Here is a 19,000-nt window from a genome sequence, read left to right on the forward strand (position 1 = left end):
TTCGTCATGGCCGGGTGCCGCGGAGGTCATGTTTCACGTGAAACACGACCTCCACGCTGTCAGCCTTCCTGCTGGGCCCACCACTCCCGAAGGGCCGCCACAGCGGCATCGTGCTCCATCGGGCCGTGCTCCAGGCGCAGCTCCAGCATGTGCTTGTAGGCGCGGCCGATCGCGGGACCGGGCGGGACACCGAGGATCTCCATGATCTGGTTGCCGTCGAGGTCCGGGCGGATGGAGTCCAGCTCCTCCTTCTCCTGGAGCTGGGCGATGCGCTCCTCCAGACCGTCGTACGCACGGGACAGCGCGAGCGCCTTGCGCTTGTTCCGGGTGGTGCAGTCGGACCGGGTCAGCTTGTGCAGGCGGCCGAGCAGCGGACCGGCGTCGCGGACATAGCGGCGGACCGCCGAATCCGTCCACTCGCCGGTGCCGTAACCGTGGAAGCGCAGATGCAGCTCGACCAGGTGCGAGACGTCCTTCACCAGCTCGTTGGAGTACTTCAGGGCGATCATGCGCTTCTTGGTCATCTTCGCGCCGACCACCTCGTGGTGGTGGAAGGAGACCCGGCCGTCCTTCTCGAAGCGACGCGTACGGGGCTTGCCGATGTCGTGCAGCAGGGCGGCCAGGCGGAGGGTGAGGTCGGGACCCGCCTCCTCCAGGTCGATCGCCTGCTCCAGAACGATCAGCGAGTGGTCGTAGACGTCCTTGTGCCGGTGATGCTCGTCCCGCTCCAGCCGGAGGGCGGGCAGCTCGGGCAGCACCCGGTCGGCCAGCCCGGTGTCGACGAGCAGGGTCAGGCCCTTGCGCGGGTGGGTGGAGAGGATCAGCTTGTTCAGCTCGTCCCGTACCCGCTCGGCGGAGACGATCTCGATGCGCCCGGCCATCTCCTTCATCGCCGTGACGACCTCGGGGGCGACCTCGAAGTCGAGCTGCGCGGCGAAGCGCGCGGCCCGCATCATCCGCAGCGGATCGTCCGAGAAGGACTCCTCCGGGGTGCCGGGGGTGCGCAGCACTCGCTCCGCCAGATCCTCCAGGCCGCCGTGCGGGTCGATGAACCTCTTCTCCGGCAGCGCGACGGCCATGGCGTTCACGGTGAAGTCCCGACGGACCAGGTCCTCCTCGATGGAGTCGCCGTACGCCACCTCGGGCTTGCGCGAGGTGCGGTCGTACGCCTCGGACCGGTAGGTCGTCACCTCGATCTGATAGCCGTCCTTCTGCGCACCGACCGTGCCGAAGGCGATCCCGACCTCCCACACGGCGTCCGCCCAGGGCCGCACGATCTTCAGTACGTCCTCGGGACGCGCATCCGTCGTGAAGTCCAGGTCGTTGCCGAGTCGGCCGAGCAGCGCGTCACGGACGGACCCGCCGACCAGAGCGAGCGAGAACCCGGCCTCCTGGAAACGGCACGCGAGGTCGTCGGCGACAGGGGCCACCCGCAGCAGCTCGCTGACCGCGCGCTGCTGCACCTGGCTCAGGGCAGGGGGAGTGTCATCGTTGGCGTTCGGCACAACAGAAGAGGGTACGTGCCCAGGCGGCCCGGCCGCGTCGTTCCGGTGCGCGCACGGGGACGCCCCCTTGCTTACCCGTTCAAGACCGTCCCATCGTGATGTAACGAACGGCATCCCCGGATACGCGGATATCCAGGGCGCGCCCAGGGTTCCCGGCGATCTTGTGGCCGCCTCCGCGGCACTTCCGCTCCGCAGGTCTCGTTACCATGCGGGGACGCACATTCCGACGACCACTGACGACGAGGGACGGGCGAGCGCGTGGCCGAGGCGGCAGACTTCCTGGGGACCAGTCCCTCACCTGCCCGCCGCTGGCTGCGGCGAACCGGGGCACTGCTCGCCGGGGCGCCGCTGCTGGCCGGTCTGCTCCAGCTCTCCGCCCCGGCCGCGCACGCCTCCGGCCAGGAAGCGCCCCGGGCCGCCGTCTCCGGGTCGCGCACCGTCGCGGTGTCCCTCGACTCCCTCAGCCCCAGCATCCCCTCCGCGGGAGACACGGTGACCGTGTCGGGCACGGTGACGAACAAGGGGAAGCAGCCGGTCACCGACGCGCACGTCGGGCTGCGGGTGGGCCCGCTCCTGGACACCCGCTCCGAGATCGACACCGTGGCACAGCGCACCGACTTCGAGCCCGGTGCCGACGGCTCGGAGATCGGCGGCAAGTACACACAGAAGTTCACCGCGCTCCAGCCCGGCGTCGCGCAGCACTTCAGCATCTCCGTCCCGGCCGCCAAGCTGGACCTCGGCGCCGACGGCGTCTACGAGTTCTCCGTCTCGCTGTCGGGGCAGACGTCCGCCCAGCGGTGGGACCAGGTCCTGGGCATCCAGCACACCTTCCTGCCGTGGCAGCCCTCCGACGCGTCCGTGAAGACGAAGACGACCGCCCTGTGGCCCCTCGTCTCCACCGTCCACATGACGGCGGAGACCGGCCCCGGCGCCGTACAGACACCGGTGTTCCTCAACGACGACCTCGCCAAGGACCTCGCTCCGGGCGGCCGGCTGGAGCGGATGCTCACCCTGGGCAAGGATCTCGACGTCACCTGGGTGATCGACCCGGACCTGCTGGCGTCCGTCGACGCCATGACCCGCAACTACCGCATCCGGACGGACCCCGGCGCCGATCCCGTCGCCGGCACCCACCAGGCGGTGGCCAAGCAGTGGCTCGCCGAGCTCCAGCAGGCGGTGGCGGGCAAGGAGGTCGTGGCGCTGCCGTTCGCGGATCCGGACCTCGCGGCGCTCGCCCACCGCGGCACCAGCGTCTCCGGCACCCTGAGCCTGCTCAAGGACGCCACGGACGTCGCCGCCAGCACGGTGGAGACGGTGCTCCACGTCAAACCGGCCACGGACTTCGCCTGGCCGGTGAACGGTGCCGTCGATCCGTCGATCATCCGGGTCGCCACCTCCGCCGGAGCCGACAAGGTCATCGCGCGCAGCGACAGCCTCGAAGAGCCGGACAGCATGACCTACACGCCGTCCGCGGCCCGGCCCATCGGCCAGGGCACCACCGCGGTCGTCGCGGACGCACGCCTGTCGACCGCGTTCGAGGGCGATCTGTCGCAGGCCGGTGCCAGCACGCTCGCGGTGCAGCAGTTCCTCGCCCAGAGCCTCGAACTCAACGGTCAGACGAGCAAGCAGCGCAGCATCGTCGTCGCCCCGCAGCGCATGCCCAGCACCAGCCAGGCACAGGCCATGTACCAGGCCCTGCTCGCCCTCCAGCAGGGCACCTGGTCCCAGTCCCAGGATCTGGCCGGCGCGGCCAAGGCCGATCCGGACCCCAAGGCCACGACGAAGGTTCCATCGGCGTCCCGTTACCCCTCGTCGCTGCGCAAGCGGGAGCTGCGGGGCCCGGCCTTCACGGAGATCGCCGACACCCAGAACAAGGTCGACAACTTCGCGGTGGTGCTCACCGACGAGTCCCGGGTCGTCACCCCCTTCGGACGCGCGATGAACCGCGAGATGTCCACGTCCTGGCGCGGCCGCGACAGGACGGCCGCGGGCTTCCGCGACGGAGTGAAGGCCTACCTCGACGACCTCTCCGAAGAGGTCAAACTGATCGACAAGTCGGAGACCAAGCTCTCCGGCCGCAGCGCGACGATCCCCGTGACGGTCCAGAACAACCTGGTGCAGGGCGTCGACCACCTGGTGCTGCGGCTCACCTCGTCCAACCCCACCCGGTTGAAGATCGGCGGCAAGGCGTACGCGGAGCAGCCGATCGCGGTCTCCGGCGGGCACAGCCAGTCCGTGAAGTTCACCACGTCGGCCAACGCCAACGGGCCCGTGACAGTGGTCGCCCAGCTGTACACGCAGGACGGCCAGGAGTACGGCGCGCCCGTCAGCTTCGACGTGAAGGTCACCGAGGTCACCGCCACCGTCATGCTGGTCATCGGCGGCGGTGTGCTGCTGCTCGTCCTCGCCGGTTTCCGCATGTACACCCAGCGCAAGCGCGCGGCGGCCGGGGAGGAGCCGCAGGACGGCGAGAACGCGCAGGCCACAGGGGACGCAGAAGGACCGGGGGACACCGGAGCGGACGGCGCGGACGGTCCCGGCCGCGGCGACGGCGGCTCCGGCGGCTCTCCCGCCCCCGACGGCTCCGCCGAGACCGGCCGGGAACCGGGTGACCCGGAGAACAGCGAACCGGAGAACCCCGCGGGCCCCGCGGAACGTCTCACGCAGGAGTCGGGCAGCCGGTCCCCCGCAGCAGACCGGGAGCAGCCGAGTGACCCGACACCGGACACCGCATCCGAAAGCGCCGACCCGTCCGGCACGGGTGAGAAAGTGGACCGTTGAGGATGTCGTGGCCCGGAGGGCCCGGGACGATGAGGTGGGGTAACCATGAACGCGCCGTACGACCCTGACCACGGCCGGGCCGTGGGCGGCTCGGGCCACCCCGGTACCCCGCCGTCCGAGCACGGCCAGGTGCCGCAGCAGCCGCCCGCGGACATGTACCTCCAGGACGCCTACGCCGAGGACCCGTACCGGCAGCAGGACCTCACCGCCCAGGACCCGGTCGGCGAGGCGCTGTACGACCGTGCCGCGCACCCGCCACCAGCGCCGGGCACGTACGAGCCGCAGCAGCCGCTGTACGGCAGCCCACCGCCCTCCCCGTACCCACCGGACCCACGGATCTGGGCCCAGACCCCGCCGCCCGAGCCGTCGGGCACCACCCAGTACCTGCCGTACGGCGAGGATCCCCGCACCACGCAGTTCGTGGGCGTCGACGATCTGGTCAGCCACTCCGCCGAGGAGCAGCACGAGCCGGACGCCTTCGCGCACCTCTTCCGCGACCAGCAGCAGGGCGGCTACCCCCAGGACCCCCGGCAGTCCGCCCACCCGAACCAGCAGGAAGCCGGGCCGTACGGCTACGACCCCCGCCAGAGCGGCTACCAGGCCCCCGGGCAGCCCGCCTACCAGGACCAGCAGGGCTACGGCTACCCGCCCGCGGACCAGCAGGGCTACCCGGCCGGGCGGCAGGACTACCAGGCCCCGCAGAGCATGGGCGGGTACCCGGCGCCGCCCGAGCCGCCGTCCGTCCCCGGTCCCGCGCCGGTCCCGGCCGCCGGTCAGGGCCCGATGGGCCCCTACGCCCCGGCTCCGGGCGCCACCCGGACCGTGGCCGAGGCGCCTGCCCCCGCCCCCTCGGCCGCCCCGGCGGCGAAGAAGGGCGGCAAGGCGTCGGGGCTGCTCAAGTCCAGCGCCGTGATGGCGGCCGGCACGATGGTCTCCCGGCTCACGGGCTTCATCCGCTCCGCGATGATCGTCTCGGCACTGGGCGTCGGCCTGCTCGGCGACACCTTCCAGATCGCCTACCAGCTGCCGACGATGATCTACGTCCTGACCGTCGGCGGCGGCCTCAACTCGGTCTTCGTCCCGCAGCTCGTCCGAGCCATGAAGGAGGACGACGACGGCGGCGAGGCCTACGCCAACCGGCTGCTGACGCTGGTCATGGTGGCGCTGGGGGCGCTCACCGTGCTCGCGGTGGTCGCGGCGCCGCTCCTGATCCGGGTGCTGTCCCCGTCGGTGGCGGGCGACCCGGCGGCCAACCAGGTCGGCATCACCTTCACCCGCTACTTCGTGCCCTCGATCTTCTTCATGGGCGTCCATGTGGTGATGGGGCAGGTCCTCAACGCGCGCGGGAAGTTCGGCGCGATGATGTGGACCCCGGTCCTGAACAACATCGTCATCATCGTGACGCTCGGCACGTTCATCTGGGTGTACGGCACCGCCGCCCACTCCGGCATGGGCGTGGCGAGCATCCCGCCGGAGGGCCAGCGGCTGCTCGGTGCGGGCATCCTGCTCGGTCTCATCGTCCAGGCGCTGGCGATGATCCCGTATCTGCGGGAGACCGGGTTCCGGCTGCGGCTGCGCTTCGACTGGCGGGGGCAGGGCCTCGGGAAGGCCGCGAGCCTCGCCAAGTGGACCATCCTCTTCGTCCTCGCCAACCAGGCCGGCGCGATCATCGTCACCCGGCTGTCGACCGCGGCGGGCAAGCAGTCCTCCGTGGACGGCGTCGGCTTCGCCGCCTACGCCAACGCCCAGCTGATCTGGGGCCTGCCCCAGGCCATCATCACCGTCTCCCTGATGGCCGCCCTGCTGCCGCGGATCTCCCGCTCGGCCCACGAGGACGACACCGGCGCCGTCCGCGACGACATCTCGCAGGGGCTGCGCACCACGGCCGTCGCAATCGTGCCGATCGCCTTCGGGTTCCTCTCGCTCGGCATCCCGATGTGCACCCTGATCTTCGGCTCCTCGGGCACCGGCGAGGCCACCAACATGGGATTCATGCTGATGGCCTTCGCCCTCGGCCTCATCCCCTACTCCGTGCAGTACGTCGTCCTGCGTGCCTTCTACGCCTACGAGGACACCCGGACGCCCTTCTACAACACGGTCATCGTGGCCGCGGTCAACGCGGGCGCCTCGGCCGTGTGCTACTTCGTGCTGCCGGCCCGCTGGGCCGTGATCGGCATGGCCGCCGCGTACGGCCTCGCCTACGCGATCGGCGTGGGGGTCGCCTGGAGCAGGCTGCGCAAGCGGCTCGGCGGCGACCTCGACGGCTCCCGCGTCCTGCGGACGTACGCCCGGCTGTGCATCGCCGCAGTACCGGCGGCGCTGGTCAGCGGTGCCGCCTGCTACGAGATCAGCCATCTGCTGGGCCAGGGCGTCGCCGGTTCGTTCGCCGCGCTGCTGGCCGGCGGTCTGCTGCTGCTCGGCATCTTCTTCGTCGCGGCCCGCCGCATGCGGATCGAGGAGATGAACTCGCTCGTGGGCATGGTCCGCGGACGGCTGGGACGTTGAGGCGGGGGTAGGCGCACAACCATCGTCCGCCGCCGTGTGTCGTGCATAGCGCCGGACTGTGGGCACAATTGGTTTCGGCGTCGGACAGCGCGATGGATGGGGAGGCAGGAGCGACGGTGGCGGAACGGAGCACGGCTGCCGTCGACGTGGCAGACAACAGCGGTGACGAACCGCTGACCGCCGAGGCGGACCAGTCCACGGCCGACGGCGTGGCCCAGAACCGGGAGCGGGACACGGACAACGACGAGGCGCAGGGGAGCGGCGGGACCGAGCGTCCCGGTCAGAAGGCCTCACCGCCCGAACTGCACAGCGGTCACAAACTGGCCAGACGCTACCGCCTGGAGGAGTGCGTCACCCGTCTGGACGGATTCAGCAGCTGGCGCGCGGTGGACGAGAAACTCCGCCGGGCCGTCGGGGTGCACATCCTGCCCGCCGACCACTCCCGTGCCCGCTCGGTCCTGGCAGCGGCCCGTTCCTCGGCGCTGCTCGGGGACCCGCGCTTCGTCCAGGTCCTCGACGCCGTCGAGGAGAACGACCTCGTCTACGTCGTCCACGAGTGGCTTCCCGACGCCACCGAACTGACCACCCTGCTGTCCACCGGCCCGCTGGAGCCGCACGACGCCTACCAGTTGGTCAGCCAGGTCGCCTCCGCCATGGCCGTCGCGCACCGCGAGGGCCTGGCCCATCTGCGCCTGAACCCGAACGCGGTGCTCCGTGCCTCCACCGGTCAGTGGCGCATCCGCGGCCTCGCCGTGAACGCCGCGCTCCGCGGGATCAGCTCCGAGACACCGCAGCGGGCCGACACCGAGGCGATCGGCGCGCTGCTGTATGCCGCGCTCACCCAGCGCTGGCCGTACGAGAACGACGCCTACGGGCTGTCCGGCCTGCCCAAGGCCGTCGGCCTCATCCCGCCGGACCAGGTCCGCGCCGGCGTCCACCGCGGTCTGTCCGAGCTGGCCATGCGCGCCCTGGTCAACGAGGGCGCCACCGCCTCGCGTCATGAGTCTCCGTGCACGACGCCGGAGGAGCTGGTGAAGGCGATCGGTGAGATGCCGCGGATCCGCCCGCCGGAGCCCGTCTTCACCGCACCGCCGGAGTACCAGGGCACGTCGTACCAGCAGGGCACGTACGGGCGCCCGGCACCGCGTCCCGGCGTCACCCAGCCGGTGCCGGCCCCGCCGCCCCCGCTCCAGAGCCGGACCGGCAAGGCCCTGAAGTGGGCCGTCTCCGCCCTGCTCATCGCCGCGCTGGGGCTGGGCAGTTGGCAGCTCGCCGACGCCCTGATGGACCAGGGCGGCAGGTCCACCAAGGACAGCCAGACGCAGACGCAGGACGGCAGCGACAAGAAGGACAAGCAGCAGCCGAAGCCGCTCCGGCCCCTCCCCGTCCAGGGGGCGCAGGAGTTCATCGCCAAGGGGGACGCACAGCACCCCGGCGACGTCGGCAAGACGTACGACGGCAATCCGTCGACGTACTGGAAGACGAGCACCTTCATGGAGGGCCCGCCTCTCGCACCGTTCAAGCCCGGTGTGGGGATCGTCTACGACCTCGGCTCGGAACAGAACCTCAGTCAGGCGTCCGCCGGTCTCCTCTACAGCGGTGACCACACCACGGTCGAGCTGTACGCGGCCGGGTCCCTGTCGCCGGGGTCGCTGGAGTCGATGCGGAAGATCGGGGACGCCACGACCAGCGGCGCCACCGTCACGGTCAAGACCGCCAAGCCGGAGAAGACCCGGTACGTCCTCGTCTGGATCACCGCCATGCCCTACTCGGGTGCCGACGCGAACACGTACAGCACCGCCGGCTACAAGCAGGCGATCACCGAAGTGAAGTTCGCCGGCTGACGCCGCACCGAGGGGGAGGGGGCCCGATGGCGGACGACAGCGCCTACCACGACGCGAGCGACCAGGACCTCCTGTCCCGCCATGTGGAGGGTGACCACGACGCCTTCGGTGAGCTCGTACGGCGTCACCGTGACCGGCTCTGGGCGGTCGCCCTGCGCACGCTCGGGGACCGCGAGGAGGCCGCTGACGCCGTGCAGGACGCGTTCGTCTCCGCCTACCGGGCCGCCCACACCTTCCGCGGGCAGTCGGCCGTCACCACATGGCTGCACCGGATCACGGTCAACGCCTGCCTCGACCGGGTCCGCAAGGCGGCCTCACGGAAGACCTCACCGGTGGACGACACCGAGCGCCTGGAGCAGCTCCTGGAGCCGCACGAGTCGGCCTCCGCGCCTGCCGAGCGGAACGACGTGCAGCGGCAGCTCATCGAGGCGCTGGGCACACTCCCGGCCGACCAGCGGGCCGCTCTGGTGCTCGTGGACATGCAGGGCTATCCCGTCGCCGAGGCTGCTCGCGTCCTGGATGTGCCGGTGGGCACGGTGAAGAGCCGCTGCGCCCGGGGCAGAGCAAGACTCCTCCCTCTGCTCACCCATCTCCGGCCGAACGGCTCCGGCGCCGAGGCCGGCGAGGAGCCGGGCCCGGGACGGAACCGGACGCAGGGTGCATCCGTCCCACTGGCAGCGAGTCCTCCGGACCGGGAGACGCGCAACGGCGAGCCAGGCGATTCAGCTGCGGTGAAGGGCGGAGGTGGGCGAGCGTGACTGCCACGACGGACACGGACGGGCACCCGGACGTCTCGGAGATCTCCGACCTCACCGAAGGACTGCTCGCTCCTTCCCGGGCGGAGGATCTGCGACGGCATCTGAGCACCTGCGCCGACTGCGCCGACGTCCGGGCCTCGCTCGACGAGATCCGGAGCCTGCTCGGCACCCTCCCGGCACCGCACCACATGCCGAGCGACATCGCGGACCGGATCGACGCCGCTCTCGCCGCAGAGCCCCACCCCGCCGCCCCCGAGGTGAAGATCACCGGTGGCGCCCGCCATGTTTCACGTGAAACAAGCGGCGATGTTTCACGTGAAACATCGGCACCTCCCACGGCGGACCGCCCGGTCGGCAACGTCCGCACGTCCCGGACCGGCCCCGGCCGTAAACCGCGCCCGCGCCGTGTGCGCCGCGGGATCGCCGTCCTGAGCGCCGCTCTCACCGTCACCGCGCTCGGAGTCGCCACGGTCGTCCTGACCTCTCAGAGCGACGACCAGCACGCCGACACAGCGGCTTCTGCCCGGTCGGGCACCTCCGCACAGACCTTCTCCGAGGGAAGCCTCGCGCGTCAGGTCACCAGCCTGCTCGACGGGACACCGAAGACACACGGCACGACCCACGCCCCGCACAGCTTCGGAACCGACGCCGGTCCGGACACCGGTGCGGAACCAGGCGCCACCACGCGCACCAGCCCAGGTGCCGAGCAGCCCCACATCCTCAAGGACGACCCGACCGTCGCGGTCCCCTCCTGCATCCGCCAGGGCATCGACAGCACCGGCGCCCCTCTCGCCTCGCAGCCGGGTCTCTACGCCGGCCGGGATGCCTATCTGGTGGTGCTGTCCGACCCCTCCGGCGCCAGCTCCCGGGTCACCGCCTATGTCGTGGACGCGTCCTGTGTGCACGATCCCGCCATCACGGCCCGGGTCCTGCTGTCACACACCTACACGCGCTCCTGAGCAGGGATTCCCGAAGACGCCGCATCCCATCGCCGCCCTCCGTACTTCCGCCTTGTCCGGGCGCCTCCGTGTGCCCGAGGACACCGGGAATGCACGCCCCTTAGGATCCGTTGGGTGGGGTGAGAGCACCGAGAGCAGCTCCACCGGCCGTAGGACACAGTCCAGAGACGAGGAAACAAGCCGTGAGCGACGTCCGCAACGTGATCATCATCGGCTCCGGGCCCGCCGGCTACACGGCGGCCCTCTACACCGCGCGCGCGTCGCTGAAGCCGCTGGTGTTCGAAGGCGCCGTCACCGCGGGTGGTGCGCTGATGAACACCACCGAGGTGGAGAACTTCCCCGGCTTCCGCGACGGCATCATGGGCCCGGACCTCATGGACAACATGCGGGGCCAGGCCGAGCGCTTCGGCGCCGAGCTGATCCCGGACGATGTCGTCTCCGTCGACCTCACGGGTGAGATCAAGACCGTCACGGACACCTCGGGCACCGTGCACCGGGCGAAGGCCGTCATCGTCACCACCGGCTCGCAGCACCGCAAGCTCGGTCTGCCCAACGAGGACGCTCTCTCCGGCCGGGGTGTGTCCTGGTGCGCCACCTGCGACGGGTTCTTCTTCAAGGACCAGGACATCGCCGTGATCGGCGGCGGTGACACGGCGATGGAGGAGGCCACCTTCCTCTCCCGGTTCGCCAAGTCCGTGACGATCGTCCACCGCCGGGACACGCTGCGCGCCTCCAAGGCGATGCAGGAGCGCGCCTTCGCCGACCCGAAGATCAAGTTCATCTGGGACAGCGAAATCGCCGAGGTCCAGGGCGAGCAGAAACTGTCCGGCCTGAAGCTGCGCAACGTCAAGACCGGCGAACTCTCGGATCTCCCGGTGACGGGTCTGTTCATCGCGATCGGCCACGACCCGCGGACCGAGCTGTTCAAGGGCCAGCTCGACCTGGACGAAGAGGGCTACCTGAAGGTCGACGCGCCCTCCACGCGCACCAACCTCACCGGTGTGTTCGGTGCCGGTGACGTCGTCGACCACACCTACCGCCAGGCCATCACCGCCGCGGGCACCGGCTGCTCCGCCGCCCTGGACGCCGAGCGGTTCCTTGCCGCTCTCGCGGACAACGAGCAGCAGGCAGAGCCCGAGAAGACCACTGTCTGACCTCCCTGACCGCCCCACCCCGCACGAACGCGAAGAAACTAAGGAGCCCGCCGTGGCCGGCACCCTGAAGCACGTGACCGACGCCTCCTTCGAGCAGGACGTCCTCAAGAGCGACAAGCCCGTACTGGTGGACTTCTGGGCCGCCTGGTGCGGTCCCTGCCGCCAGATCGCCCCGTCCCTCGAAGCCATCGCCGCCGAGTACGGCGAGAAGATCGAGATCGTCAAGCTCAACATCGACGAGAACCCGGACACGGCTGCCAAGTACGGCGTCATGTCGATCCCGACGCTGAACGTCTACCAGAACGGCGAGGTCGCCAAGACCATCGTCGGCGCGAAGCCGAAGGCCGCGATCGTCCGCGATCTTGAGGACTTCATCGCCTAGTCAACCGCTCCGCCGGGTCGGCGGCGCATGTTTCACGTGAAACACGAATGGGCCAGCCCGTCAGGGCTGGCCCATTCGGCGTACAGCGGGGGTCACAGGGGGCGCAGTGCCGGTTCCTTCTGGACCGCTCCCAGCAACCGGTCGAGTGCCATCTCCACGTCTTCCTTCCAGGAGAGGGTCGAGCGCAGCTCCAGGCGGAGCCGGGGGTGCGCGGGGTGGTGCCGGACCGTCTTGAAGCCCACCGCCAGCAGATGATCCGCCGGCAGCACACAGGCGGGTTCTTTCCAGCGGGCGTCCCCGAAAGCCTCGATGGCCTTGAAACCGCGGCGCAGCAGATCCTTGGCGACGCTCTGCACCAGCACCCGCCCCAGCCCTTGTCCCTGGTAGCCGGGCTGCACGAAGCCCGTCATCAGCTGGACCGCGTCCGGGGAGACCGGGCTCGTCGGGAACGCGGTGGAGCGGGGCACATAGGCGGGAGGAGCATAGAGCACGAATCCCACCGGCGCATCGTCGACGTAGGCGACGCGACCGCACGAGCCCCAGTCCAGCAGGACGGCGGAGATCCACGCTTCCTTCTCCACGGCGAGCCTGCCCGCTCTGACCGCGGCCTCACCGCTGACCGGGTCCAGCTCCCAGAAGACGCATGCGCGACAGCGCTGGGGAAGATCCTCAAGATTGTCCAGAGTGAGCGGCAGGAGCCTACGGCCCATGAAGGCTGATCCTCGCTTCCTTCGCCCGCTGCGTCACGAGCGGCCGTCCCTCCGGGACGAGGCGTCAAGTGGATGCGTCATACCTGATCGCATCGTATCCACGTTGGGTTTCGGTGGACACCGAGGAGAAGCAAAGGCGGGCCGTGAACCGGTGGTGTTCCGGTTCACGGCCCGCCTTTGCGGAGCGTCTGTCCGCCCGGCCCCGCCGAGGGGTCAGGAATCCGTCTCGGTCTCCTCCGGACCGCCGTCCAGCAGGCCCTTCTGAAGTACCGGTCCCTCGCCGGGAGCCAGCGAGCCGAGAATGCGCTCAAGGTCTTCCATCGAGGCGAACTCTACGGTGATCTTGCCCTTCTTCTGCCCCAGGTCGACCTTCACCCGGGTCTCGAAGCGGTCGGACAACCGGGTCGCGAGATCGGACAGGGCGGGAGACAGCCGAGCTCCGGCACGCGGTCCCTTCGACCGCGGTGATGCCTGCGGCCGCGACCCCATGAGCGTCACGATCTCCTCCACGGCCCGCACCGAGAGGCCCTCGGCCACGATCCGGTGGGCGAGCCGGTCCTGCTCCTCCGAGTCCTCGACCGAGAGGAGCGCCCGCGCATGTCCGGCGGACAGCACTCCGGCGGCCACCCGGCGCTGCACCGCCGGCGAGAGCCGCAGCAGGCGCAGGGTGTTGGAGACCTGCGGACGGGAGCGACCGATGCGGTCGGCTAGCTGGTCATGGGTGCAGTTGAAGTCCTTCAGCAGCTGGTCGTAGGCGGCGGCCTCCTCCAGCGGGTTCAACTGGGCCCGGTGCAGGTTCTCCAGCAGGGCGTCGAGCAGCAGCTTCTCGTCGTCCGTGGCTCGTACGATCGCCGGAATGGCTTCGAGCCCGGCCTCACGGCAGGCCCGCCAGCGCCGCTCGCCCATGATGAGCTCGTAGCGTTCGGGAGCGATCTGCCGTACGACGACCGGCTGGAGCAGGCCGACCTCCTTGATGGAGGTGACCAGCTCGGTCAACGCCTCCTCGTCGAAGACCTCACGGGGCTGACGAGGGTTCGGCGTGATGAAGTCCAGGGGCACTTCCGCGAAGTGGGCGCCCACCGGCGGGGGCGGCACCATGGCCACCTTCGCCGCGGCCACTCCCCGGTCGGACATCAGCACCGGGCCGGGGTTTCCCGCCGGACCCGGCAGCGGGGTCCTCTCCGTCGGAGCGGCAGGGATCAAGGCCCCCAGGCCCCGGCCCAGCCCAGGCCTCCGTCGCTCACTCACTGGATCCCCTCCACCATGCTCGGGTCGCTCTGTGCGCCGATGTGGGCATGCGTGGCGTCATAGCTGACCCCGACGCCCTTCAACGCGATTTCTCGTGCCGCCTCAAGGTAGGAGAGGGCACCGCTCGATCCTGGATCGTAGGTCAGCACCGTCTGCCCGTAGCTGGGTGCCTCGGAGATACGCACCGAGCGGGGAATGCTCGTCCGCAGCACCTCGTCGCCGAAGTGGCTGCGCACCTCGTCGGCGACCTGGGACGCCAGACGGGTCCGGCCGTCGTACATGGTGAGCAGGATGGTCGACACATGCAGGGTGGGGTTCAGATGCCCCCGCACCAGATCGACGTTGCGCAGGAGCTGCCCCAGTCCCTCCAGTGCGTAGTACTCGCACTGGATCGGGATGAGGACCTCCTGGCCGGCTACCAGGGCGTTGACCGTCAGCAGACCGAGCGAGGGCGGGCAGTCGATGAGGATGTAGTCCAGCGGCTGCTCATACGCCTGGATCGCCCGCTCCAGTCGGCTCTCCCGGGCCACCAGGGACACCAGCTCGATCTCCGCACCGGCGAGATCGATCGTGGCGGGGGCGCAGAAGAGACCCTCGACATCGGGAACGGGCTGGACGACCTCCGCCAGAGGCTTGCTCTCCACCAGCACGTCGTAGATCGACGGGACTTCGGCGTGGTGGTCGATTCCCAGCGCGGTGGAGGCGTTCCCCTGCGGGTCGAGGTCGACCACCAGGACCCGGCTGCCGTGCAGAGCCAGTGAGGCGGCGAGGTTGACGGTCGTCGTCGTCTTGCCGACGCCGCCCTTCTGGTTGGCGACCACCATGACACGGGTCTGTTCGGGGCGGGGCAGACCCTCGCCGGCGCGGCCTAGAGCCTCGACCGCCAGTTGGGCAGCACGACCGATGGGGGTGTCGTCCATCGGGGGCGGTGTTTCACGTGAAACATGCTCCCCGATCGACTCGGTACGGGGACCGGGGACCGGATCGGTCATCGGTCCCGCGATGTTGGCGTCGGACCGCAAGGATTCACTCTCCTCGACTTCAGGCTCGCGATGAACAGAGCCTCCCATGCCTTCGGGGTCGCGAACCAGTGAGGCCTGTCGTTCTGTGGAGAAATCCACCTCTGTGGACAACTCCGTTCCCTCTCTGGGTGAACCGAGAGGCTTGCGGTCGCGGGGATGGGCCGCAGCGCGGCCACGGTTGATGATGCCGTGCAGCAGTGAGCGACGTTTCACGTGAAACACGATGACAACAATTCGCCCTTTTTGTGAGCGACACTCCGCCGCGCGCCCCCCAGCGGAGTCCGCCCGGCGGAGCAGAGACTCATCGCCTCCGGCGCACCCGGCCCGTCCGGGCCGCCTTCGCACGCTTCGCGGCGAAGCGCACTCCGCCCGGACTCTCACCGACCTCCACACGGACCACGGTGGACAGCGGATCCACGATCCCCTCACCCACATGCAGGATGGAGGTCTCCACCGCACCGAGTTTGCTCAGCGCGGTTCCGGCGCTCTTCAGCTCCTCCTCCGCCGTGTCCCCCTTGAGCGCCAGCATCTCGCCGTAGGGGCGCAGCAGCGGGATGCCCCAGGTGGCCAGCCGGTCCAGCGGGGCCACTGCCCTGGCGGTCACCACATGGACCGGCGGGAGCTTGCCCATGAGTTCCTCGGCGCGTCCCCGGACGACGGTGACATGGTCGAGCCCCAGGAGCTCGACGACCTCGGTGAGGAAGTTGGTGCGCCGCAGCAGCGGCTCCAGCAGCGTGATCTTGATGTCGTCCCGGACCAGGGCCAGGGGGATGCCCGGCAGACCGGCGCCGGAGCCGACATCGCACACGGTCACCCCTTCGGGAACGACCTCGGAGAGCACCGCGCAGTTCAGCAGATGCCGCTCCCACAGGCGGGGTACCTCCCGTGGGCCGATGAGCCCTCGCTGCACTCCTGCCTCGGCCAGCAGCTCGGCATACCGGACCGCATCCGCGAAGCGATCACCGAATACCTCACGTGCCTGCTCGGGCGCAGGGGGGAGCTCCGCTGCCTCCGTCACGGGAACCGTCCTTCCGTACCGCATCAGCGCGATCAGCGCCGACCATCAGAACTACCAGGCTGACAAAGTTCGGCCCCGCCTGCGCTACAGACGGGGCCGGTGGAACGTGGGGTCCGCTCAGGCGGGGAGTACGACGACGAAGCGCTGCGGCTCCTCGCCCTCGGACTCGCTGCTCAGGCCCGCAGCCTTGACGGCGTCGTGCACGACCTTGCGCTCGAACGGGCTCATCGGCTTGAGCTTCACGGGCTCGCCGGTGCTCCGGGCCTCCGCCGCGGCCTTGGCGCCCAGCTCGGACAGCTCGGTCCGCTTCTGGGCGCGGTAGCCCGCGACGTCCAGCATCAGACGGCTGCGGTCGCCGGTCTCCCGGTGCACGGCCAGCCGCGTCAGCTCCTGGAGCGCCTCCAGCACCTCGCCGTCCCGCCCGACCAGCTTGTGCAGGTCACGGGTGCCGGCGTCACTGATGATCGAGACAGAGGCGCGGTCGGCCTCGACGTCCATGTCGATGTCGCCGTCGAGGTCGGCGATGTCCAGCAGACCCTCGAGGTAGTCCGCCGCGATCTCGCCCTCCTGCTCCAGGCGGGTCAGGGCGTCTGCGCCCTCGGCAGCGGCGGAGGTGGTGCCTTCCGTCACGGGATGGGCTCCTTCTTACTTCTTGGACGGGGACTTGGGGCGCTGCGGGCCCTTGCGCTGGCCGGACTGGGCCTTGCTGCGGGTGCTGCCCGCCGACTTGGCGGCAGGCTTCTTGGCAGCGGCGGGAGGAGTGTCCTGTGGTACGTCGGACTCGCTCTCCGGCTCGGCCTTGGTCAGCGAGGGGGCCTCCTCGGAGTCGCCGGCGCCTGCTGCCTTGGCCCCGCCCTGGCGCTGGGCCTTGCTCTGCCGCTTGGGCTGCTGGCGCCGGGGACCGGTGCCGGCCGTGGTGGTGACCGTGCCGTCCTCGGTCTCCACGACGGTGGCGGCGTCGCTCTTGATCACGGTGCCGTCGGCCTGGGCCGCCAGACCGGCCTTGGTCAGGCTGTTGACGAACTTGCGCTCGAACTCGTTGCGGTCGCGGCCCTTGGCGACGATCGCCTTGACGATGGCCTTCTCGCCCCGGTTGCGGGTCTTGCCGTGGTGCGTGACGTGCTTGTACAGGCGCTCCAGGTAGGCGGCCTGGGCCTTGGAACCCGGGGTCGGGTTGTTGTGGATCACGTACATCTGCTGGCCCATGGTCCACACGTTGGTGGTCAGCCAGTAGACGAGGACACCGACCGGGAAGCGGATGCCGAAGAAGGCGAACATGATGGGGAAGACGTACATCAGCATCTTCTGCTGCTGCATGAACGGCGTCTTCACCGTGGTGTCGACGTTCTTCGTCATCAGCTGGCGCTGCGTGTAGAACTGCGACGCCGACATCAGGACGATCATGATCGCGGTGACGACCCGGACGTCGGTCAGCGAGGCGCCGAGCTTCTGCACCGTGTCGGCGCCGTCCAGGAACTTCGCGGCGAGCGGCGCGCCGAAGATGTGCGCCTGGCGGGCGCTCTCCAGCAGCGAGTCGTTGATGACGCCGATCTTCTTGCCCGAGGCGATGCCGTTGAGCACGTGGTACAGGGCGAAGAAGAACGGGGACTGCGCCAGGATGGGAAGGCACGAGGAAAGCGGGTTGGTGCCCGCCTCCTTGTACAGCTTCATCATCTCTTCGGACTGGCGCTGCTTGTCGTTCTTGTAGCGCTCCTGGATCTTCTTCATCTCCGGCTGGAGCGTCTGCATCGCCCGTGTCGCCTTGATCTGCTTCACGAAGAGCGGGATCAGGCAGATACGGATGAGGATCACCAGGGACACGATGGACAGGCCCCAGGCCCAGCCGGTATCCGGTCCGAAGATCGCCCCGTACACCGTGTGGAACTGGACGATGACCCAGGAGACGGGCCAGGTGATGAAACTGAAGAAACTGGCAATCGTGTCCACTAATCATGCTCCTTGGGCATGGGACGAGGTCTTCGCGGCCGGGCTCGGCGGGAGGTCCCCGTCGGTGGCCGGTTCGGCGGCGGAGGACCCGCCCTTGCGCGCACGCCAGGCGGCACGCAGCGATTCGTGCCACCGCGGGCGCTTGCGCGGAGGAACGTGGTCCACACCGCCCAGCGACCACGGGTTGCAGCGCAGGATGCGCCAGGCGGTGAGTGCCGTTCCCTTGACGGCGCCGTGCCGGTCGATGGCCGTGTAGCCATAGTGGGAGCACGACGGGTAGTACTTGCAGACCGGCCCGAGCAGTGGACTGATCGTCCACTGGTACAGCTTGATCAGGGCCAGCAGCGGGTACTTCATCGCGTGCCCCCTCCCAGCAGTCGTTGAAGGGCGGCATCCAGGTCGCGGGCCAGTTGCGCGTGATCGGCGTCGCCCGCACCGGGTAGCGCTCGTACGACTACCAGGCTACCGGGGGGCAACTGGTCGACCCGATCGCGCATCAGATGGCGAAGCCTTCGCTTCACCGTGTTGCGCACGACCGCGCCGCCCACTGCCTTGCTGACGACGAAACCCGCACGCGTCGGGGGAGCGCTCTCCCCAGGCGCGTGCGGGTCCGTTGCACCGCTACGAAGATGGACGACGAGGAGTGGGCGGCCGGCCCGGCGTCCTCGTCGTACCGCGGTCGCGAAGTCCTCGCGCCGCCTCAGCCGGTTCTCGGTGGGCAGCACGACGGCATGACCTGACCGGGATCAGGCGGACAGACGGGCGCGACCCTTGCTACGGCGGGACGCGAGAATCGCGCGGCCGGCACGGGTGCGCATACGCAGCCGGAAGCCGTGGGTCTTCGCGCGACGACGGTTGTTCGGCTGGAAGGTGCGCTTGCTCACTCGGGGGCTCCAGAAAGAATCGGTAGTGGCGGGGTGCCGTCCTGGCTGTCACCGTGCGCCCACGATCAGCTCGTAGTCACGCGCGTGTGCACCGCTTGACCGATCACCTTGACGCGATCTGTGCCCTTCGGAGGCAGGCGGCAGCAGCCATCGACAACTCGACCTGGTTACGGTACGCGCGGCTAGGCCATCCGGTCAAACCGCGCAGCGCCGGGACACACTTGTCCACAGCCTGGGGACAACAACTTGAACGGTACCCGCCGCGCTGACTACCGTGGGCGGA

Annotated in this window: 17 protein-coding genes; 7 read left to right on the forward strand and 10 right to left on the reverse strand. The window is 69.7% G+C overall.

The features are described from left to right. Window positions 1-59 precede the first annotated feature (59 nt). Window positions 60-1,505 (reverse strand): CCA tRNA nucleotidyltransferase, encoded by a 1,446-nt coding sequence (locus ACWDYF_RS08120; protein WP_389462761.1) that lies wholly within the window; start codon window positions 1,503-1,505, stop codon window positions 60-62. 258 nt (window positions 1,506-1,763) lie between these two features. Here ACWDYF_RS08120 and ACWDYF_RS08125 point away from each other — a divergent pair, with 258 nt between their 5' ends. From ACWDYF_RS08125 to trxA, 7 genes are all read left to right on the forward strand, one after another. Beyond that, window positions 1,764-4,286 carry a DUF6049 family protein gene (locus ACWDYF_RS08125; RefSeq protein WP_389462760.1) on the forward strand — a complete coding sequence of 841 codons (2,523 nt, stop codon included), beginning with the start codon at window positions 1,764-1,766 and terminating at the stop codon, window positions 4,284-4,286. A 45-nt stretch (window positions 4,287-4,331) separates the two neighbouring features. Continuing rightward, window positions 4,332-6,791 (forward strand): murein biosynthesis integral membrane protein MurJ, encoded by a 2,460-nt coding sequence (gene murJ, locus ACWDYF_RS08130; RefSeq protein ID WP_389462759.1) that lies wholly within the window; start codon window positions 4,332-4,334, stop codon window positions 6,789-6,791. A 116-nt stretch (window positions 6,792-6,907) separates the two neighbouring features. Then, window positions 6,908-8,635 carry a protein kinase family protein gene (locus tag ACWDYF_RS08135; RefSeq protein WP_018566226.1) on the forward strand — a complete coding sequence of 576 codons (1,728 nt, stop codon included), beginning with the start codon at window positions 6,908-6,910 and terminating at the stop codon, window positions 8,633-8,635. Between the two features lie 26 nt (window positions 8,636-8,661). Further along, window positions 8,662-9,393: an RNA polymerase sigma factor SigM gene (gene sigM / locus ACWDYF_RS08140; protein WP_389462758.1), complete on the forward strand. Its 732-nt coding sequence runs from the start codon at window positions 8,662-8,664 to the stop codon at window positions 9,391-9,393. Beyond that, entirely contained in the window at window positions 9,390-10,352 is a 963-nt protein-coding gene (locus tag ACWDYF_RS08145; RefSeq protein WP_389462757.1) for an anti-sigma factor family protein, read from the forward strand. Before sigM ends, ACWDYF_RS08145 begins: the two co-directional genes overlap by 4 nt. Before the next feature lie 182 nt (window positions 10,353-10,534). Then, window positions 10,535-11,506 (forward strand): thioredoxin-disulfide reductase, encoded by a 972-nt coding sequence (gene trxB, locus ACWDYF_RS08150; protein WP_018566223.1) that lies wholly within the window; start codon window positions 10,535-10,537, stop codon window positions 11,504-11,506. 52 nt (window positions 11,507-11,558) lie between these two features. Then, a complete protein-coding gene (gene trxA, locus ACWDYF_RS08155) occupies window positions 11,559-11,888 on the forward strand; it encodes a thioredoxin (RefSeq protein WP_018566222.1) in 330 nt (109 codons plus the stop codon). Window positions 11,889-11,980: 92 nt separating this feature from the next. On the opposite strand, the gene ACWDYF_RS08160 is transcribed toward trxA, so the two are convergent. The 9 genes from ACWDYF_RS08160 to rpmH all read right to left on the reverse strand — a co-directional run bounded on the left by ACWDYF_RS08160 (window position 11,981) and on the right by rpmH (window position 18,717). Further along, window positions 11,981-12,598, reverse strand: a complete 618-nt coding sequence (locus tag ACWDYF_RS08160; RefSeq protein ID WP_026252264.1) for a GNAT family N-acetyltransferase — start codon at window positions 12,596-12,598, stop codon at window positions 11,981-11,983. Window positions 12,599-12,811: 213 nt separating this feature from the next. Beyond that, the gene (locus tag ACWDYF_RS08165; protein ID WP_026252263.1) at window positions 12,812-13,846 is read right to left on the reverse strand and encodes a ParB/RepB/Spo0J family partition protein; all 1,035 of its coding nucleotides are present in this window, start codon (window positions 13,844-13,846) and stop codon (window positions 12,812-12,814) included. Then, window positions 13,843-14,916, reverse strand: coding sequence for a ParA family protein (locus ACWDYF_RS08170; RefSeq protein ID WP_078510029.1), 1,074 nt, complete (start codon window positions 14,914-14,916; stop codon window positions 13,843-13,845). The genes ACWDYF_RS08165 and ACWDYF_RS08170 overlap by 4 nt, the downstream gene beginning before the upstream one ends. A 253-nt stretch (window positions 14,917-15,169) precedes the next feature. Further along, window positions 15,170-15,886: a 16S rRNA (guanine(527)-N(7))-methyltransferase RsmG gene (gene rsmG / locus ACWDYF_RS08175; RefSeq protein WP_026252262.1), complete on the reverse strand. Its 717-nt coding sequence runs from the start codon at window positions 15,884-15,886 to the stop codon at window positions 15,170-15,172. A gap of 117 nt (window positions 15,887-16,003) precedes the next feature. After that, window positions 16,004-16,516 (reverse strand): Jag family protein, encoded by a 513-nt coding sequence (locus ACWDYF_RS08180; RefSeq protein WP_018566217.1) that lies wholly within the window; start codon window positions 16,514-16,516, stop codon window positions 16,004-16,006. Between the two features lie 15 nt (window positions 16,517-16,531). Then, the gene (gene yidC / locus ACWDYF_RS08185) at window positions 16,532-17,833 is read right to left on the reverse strand and encodes a membrane protein insertase YidC (RefSeq protein ID WP_381738875.1); all 1,302 of its coding nucleotides are present in this window, start codon (window positions 17,831-17,833) and stop codon (window positions 16,532-16,534) included. A gap of 3 nt (window positions 17,834-17,836) precedes the next feature. After that, entirely contained in the window at window positions 17,837-18,190 is a 354-nt protein-coding gene (yidD, locus tag ACWDYF_RS08190; protein WP_037894499.1) for a membrane protein insertion efficiency factor YidD, read from the reverse strand. Continuing rightward, window positions 18,187-18,558, reverse strand: coding sequence for a ribonuclease P protein component (rnpA, locus tag ACWDYF_RS08195; RefSeq protein WP_078510028.1), 372 nt, complete (start codon window positions 18,556-18,558; stop codon window positions 18,187-18,189). The genes yidD and rnpA overlap by 4 nt, the downstream gene beginning before the upstream one ends. A gap of 21 nt (window positions 18,559-18,579) precedes the next feature. After that, entirely contained in the window at window positions 18,580-18,717 is a 138-nt protein-coding gene (rpmH, locus tag ACWDYF_RS08200) for a 50S ribosomal protein L34 (protein WP_003956500.1), read from the reverse strand. Window positions 18,718-19,000 lie beyond the last annotated feature (283 nt).

Source organism: Streptomyces sp. NPDC003284 (genome assembly GCF_053589675.1).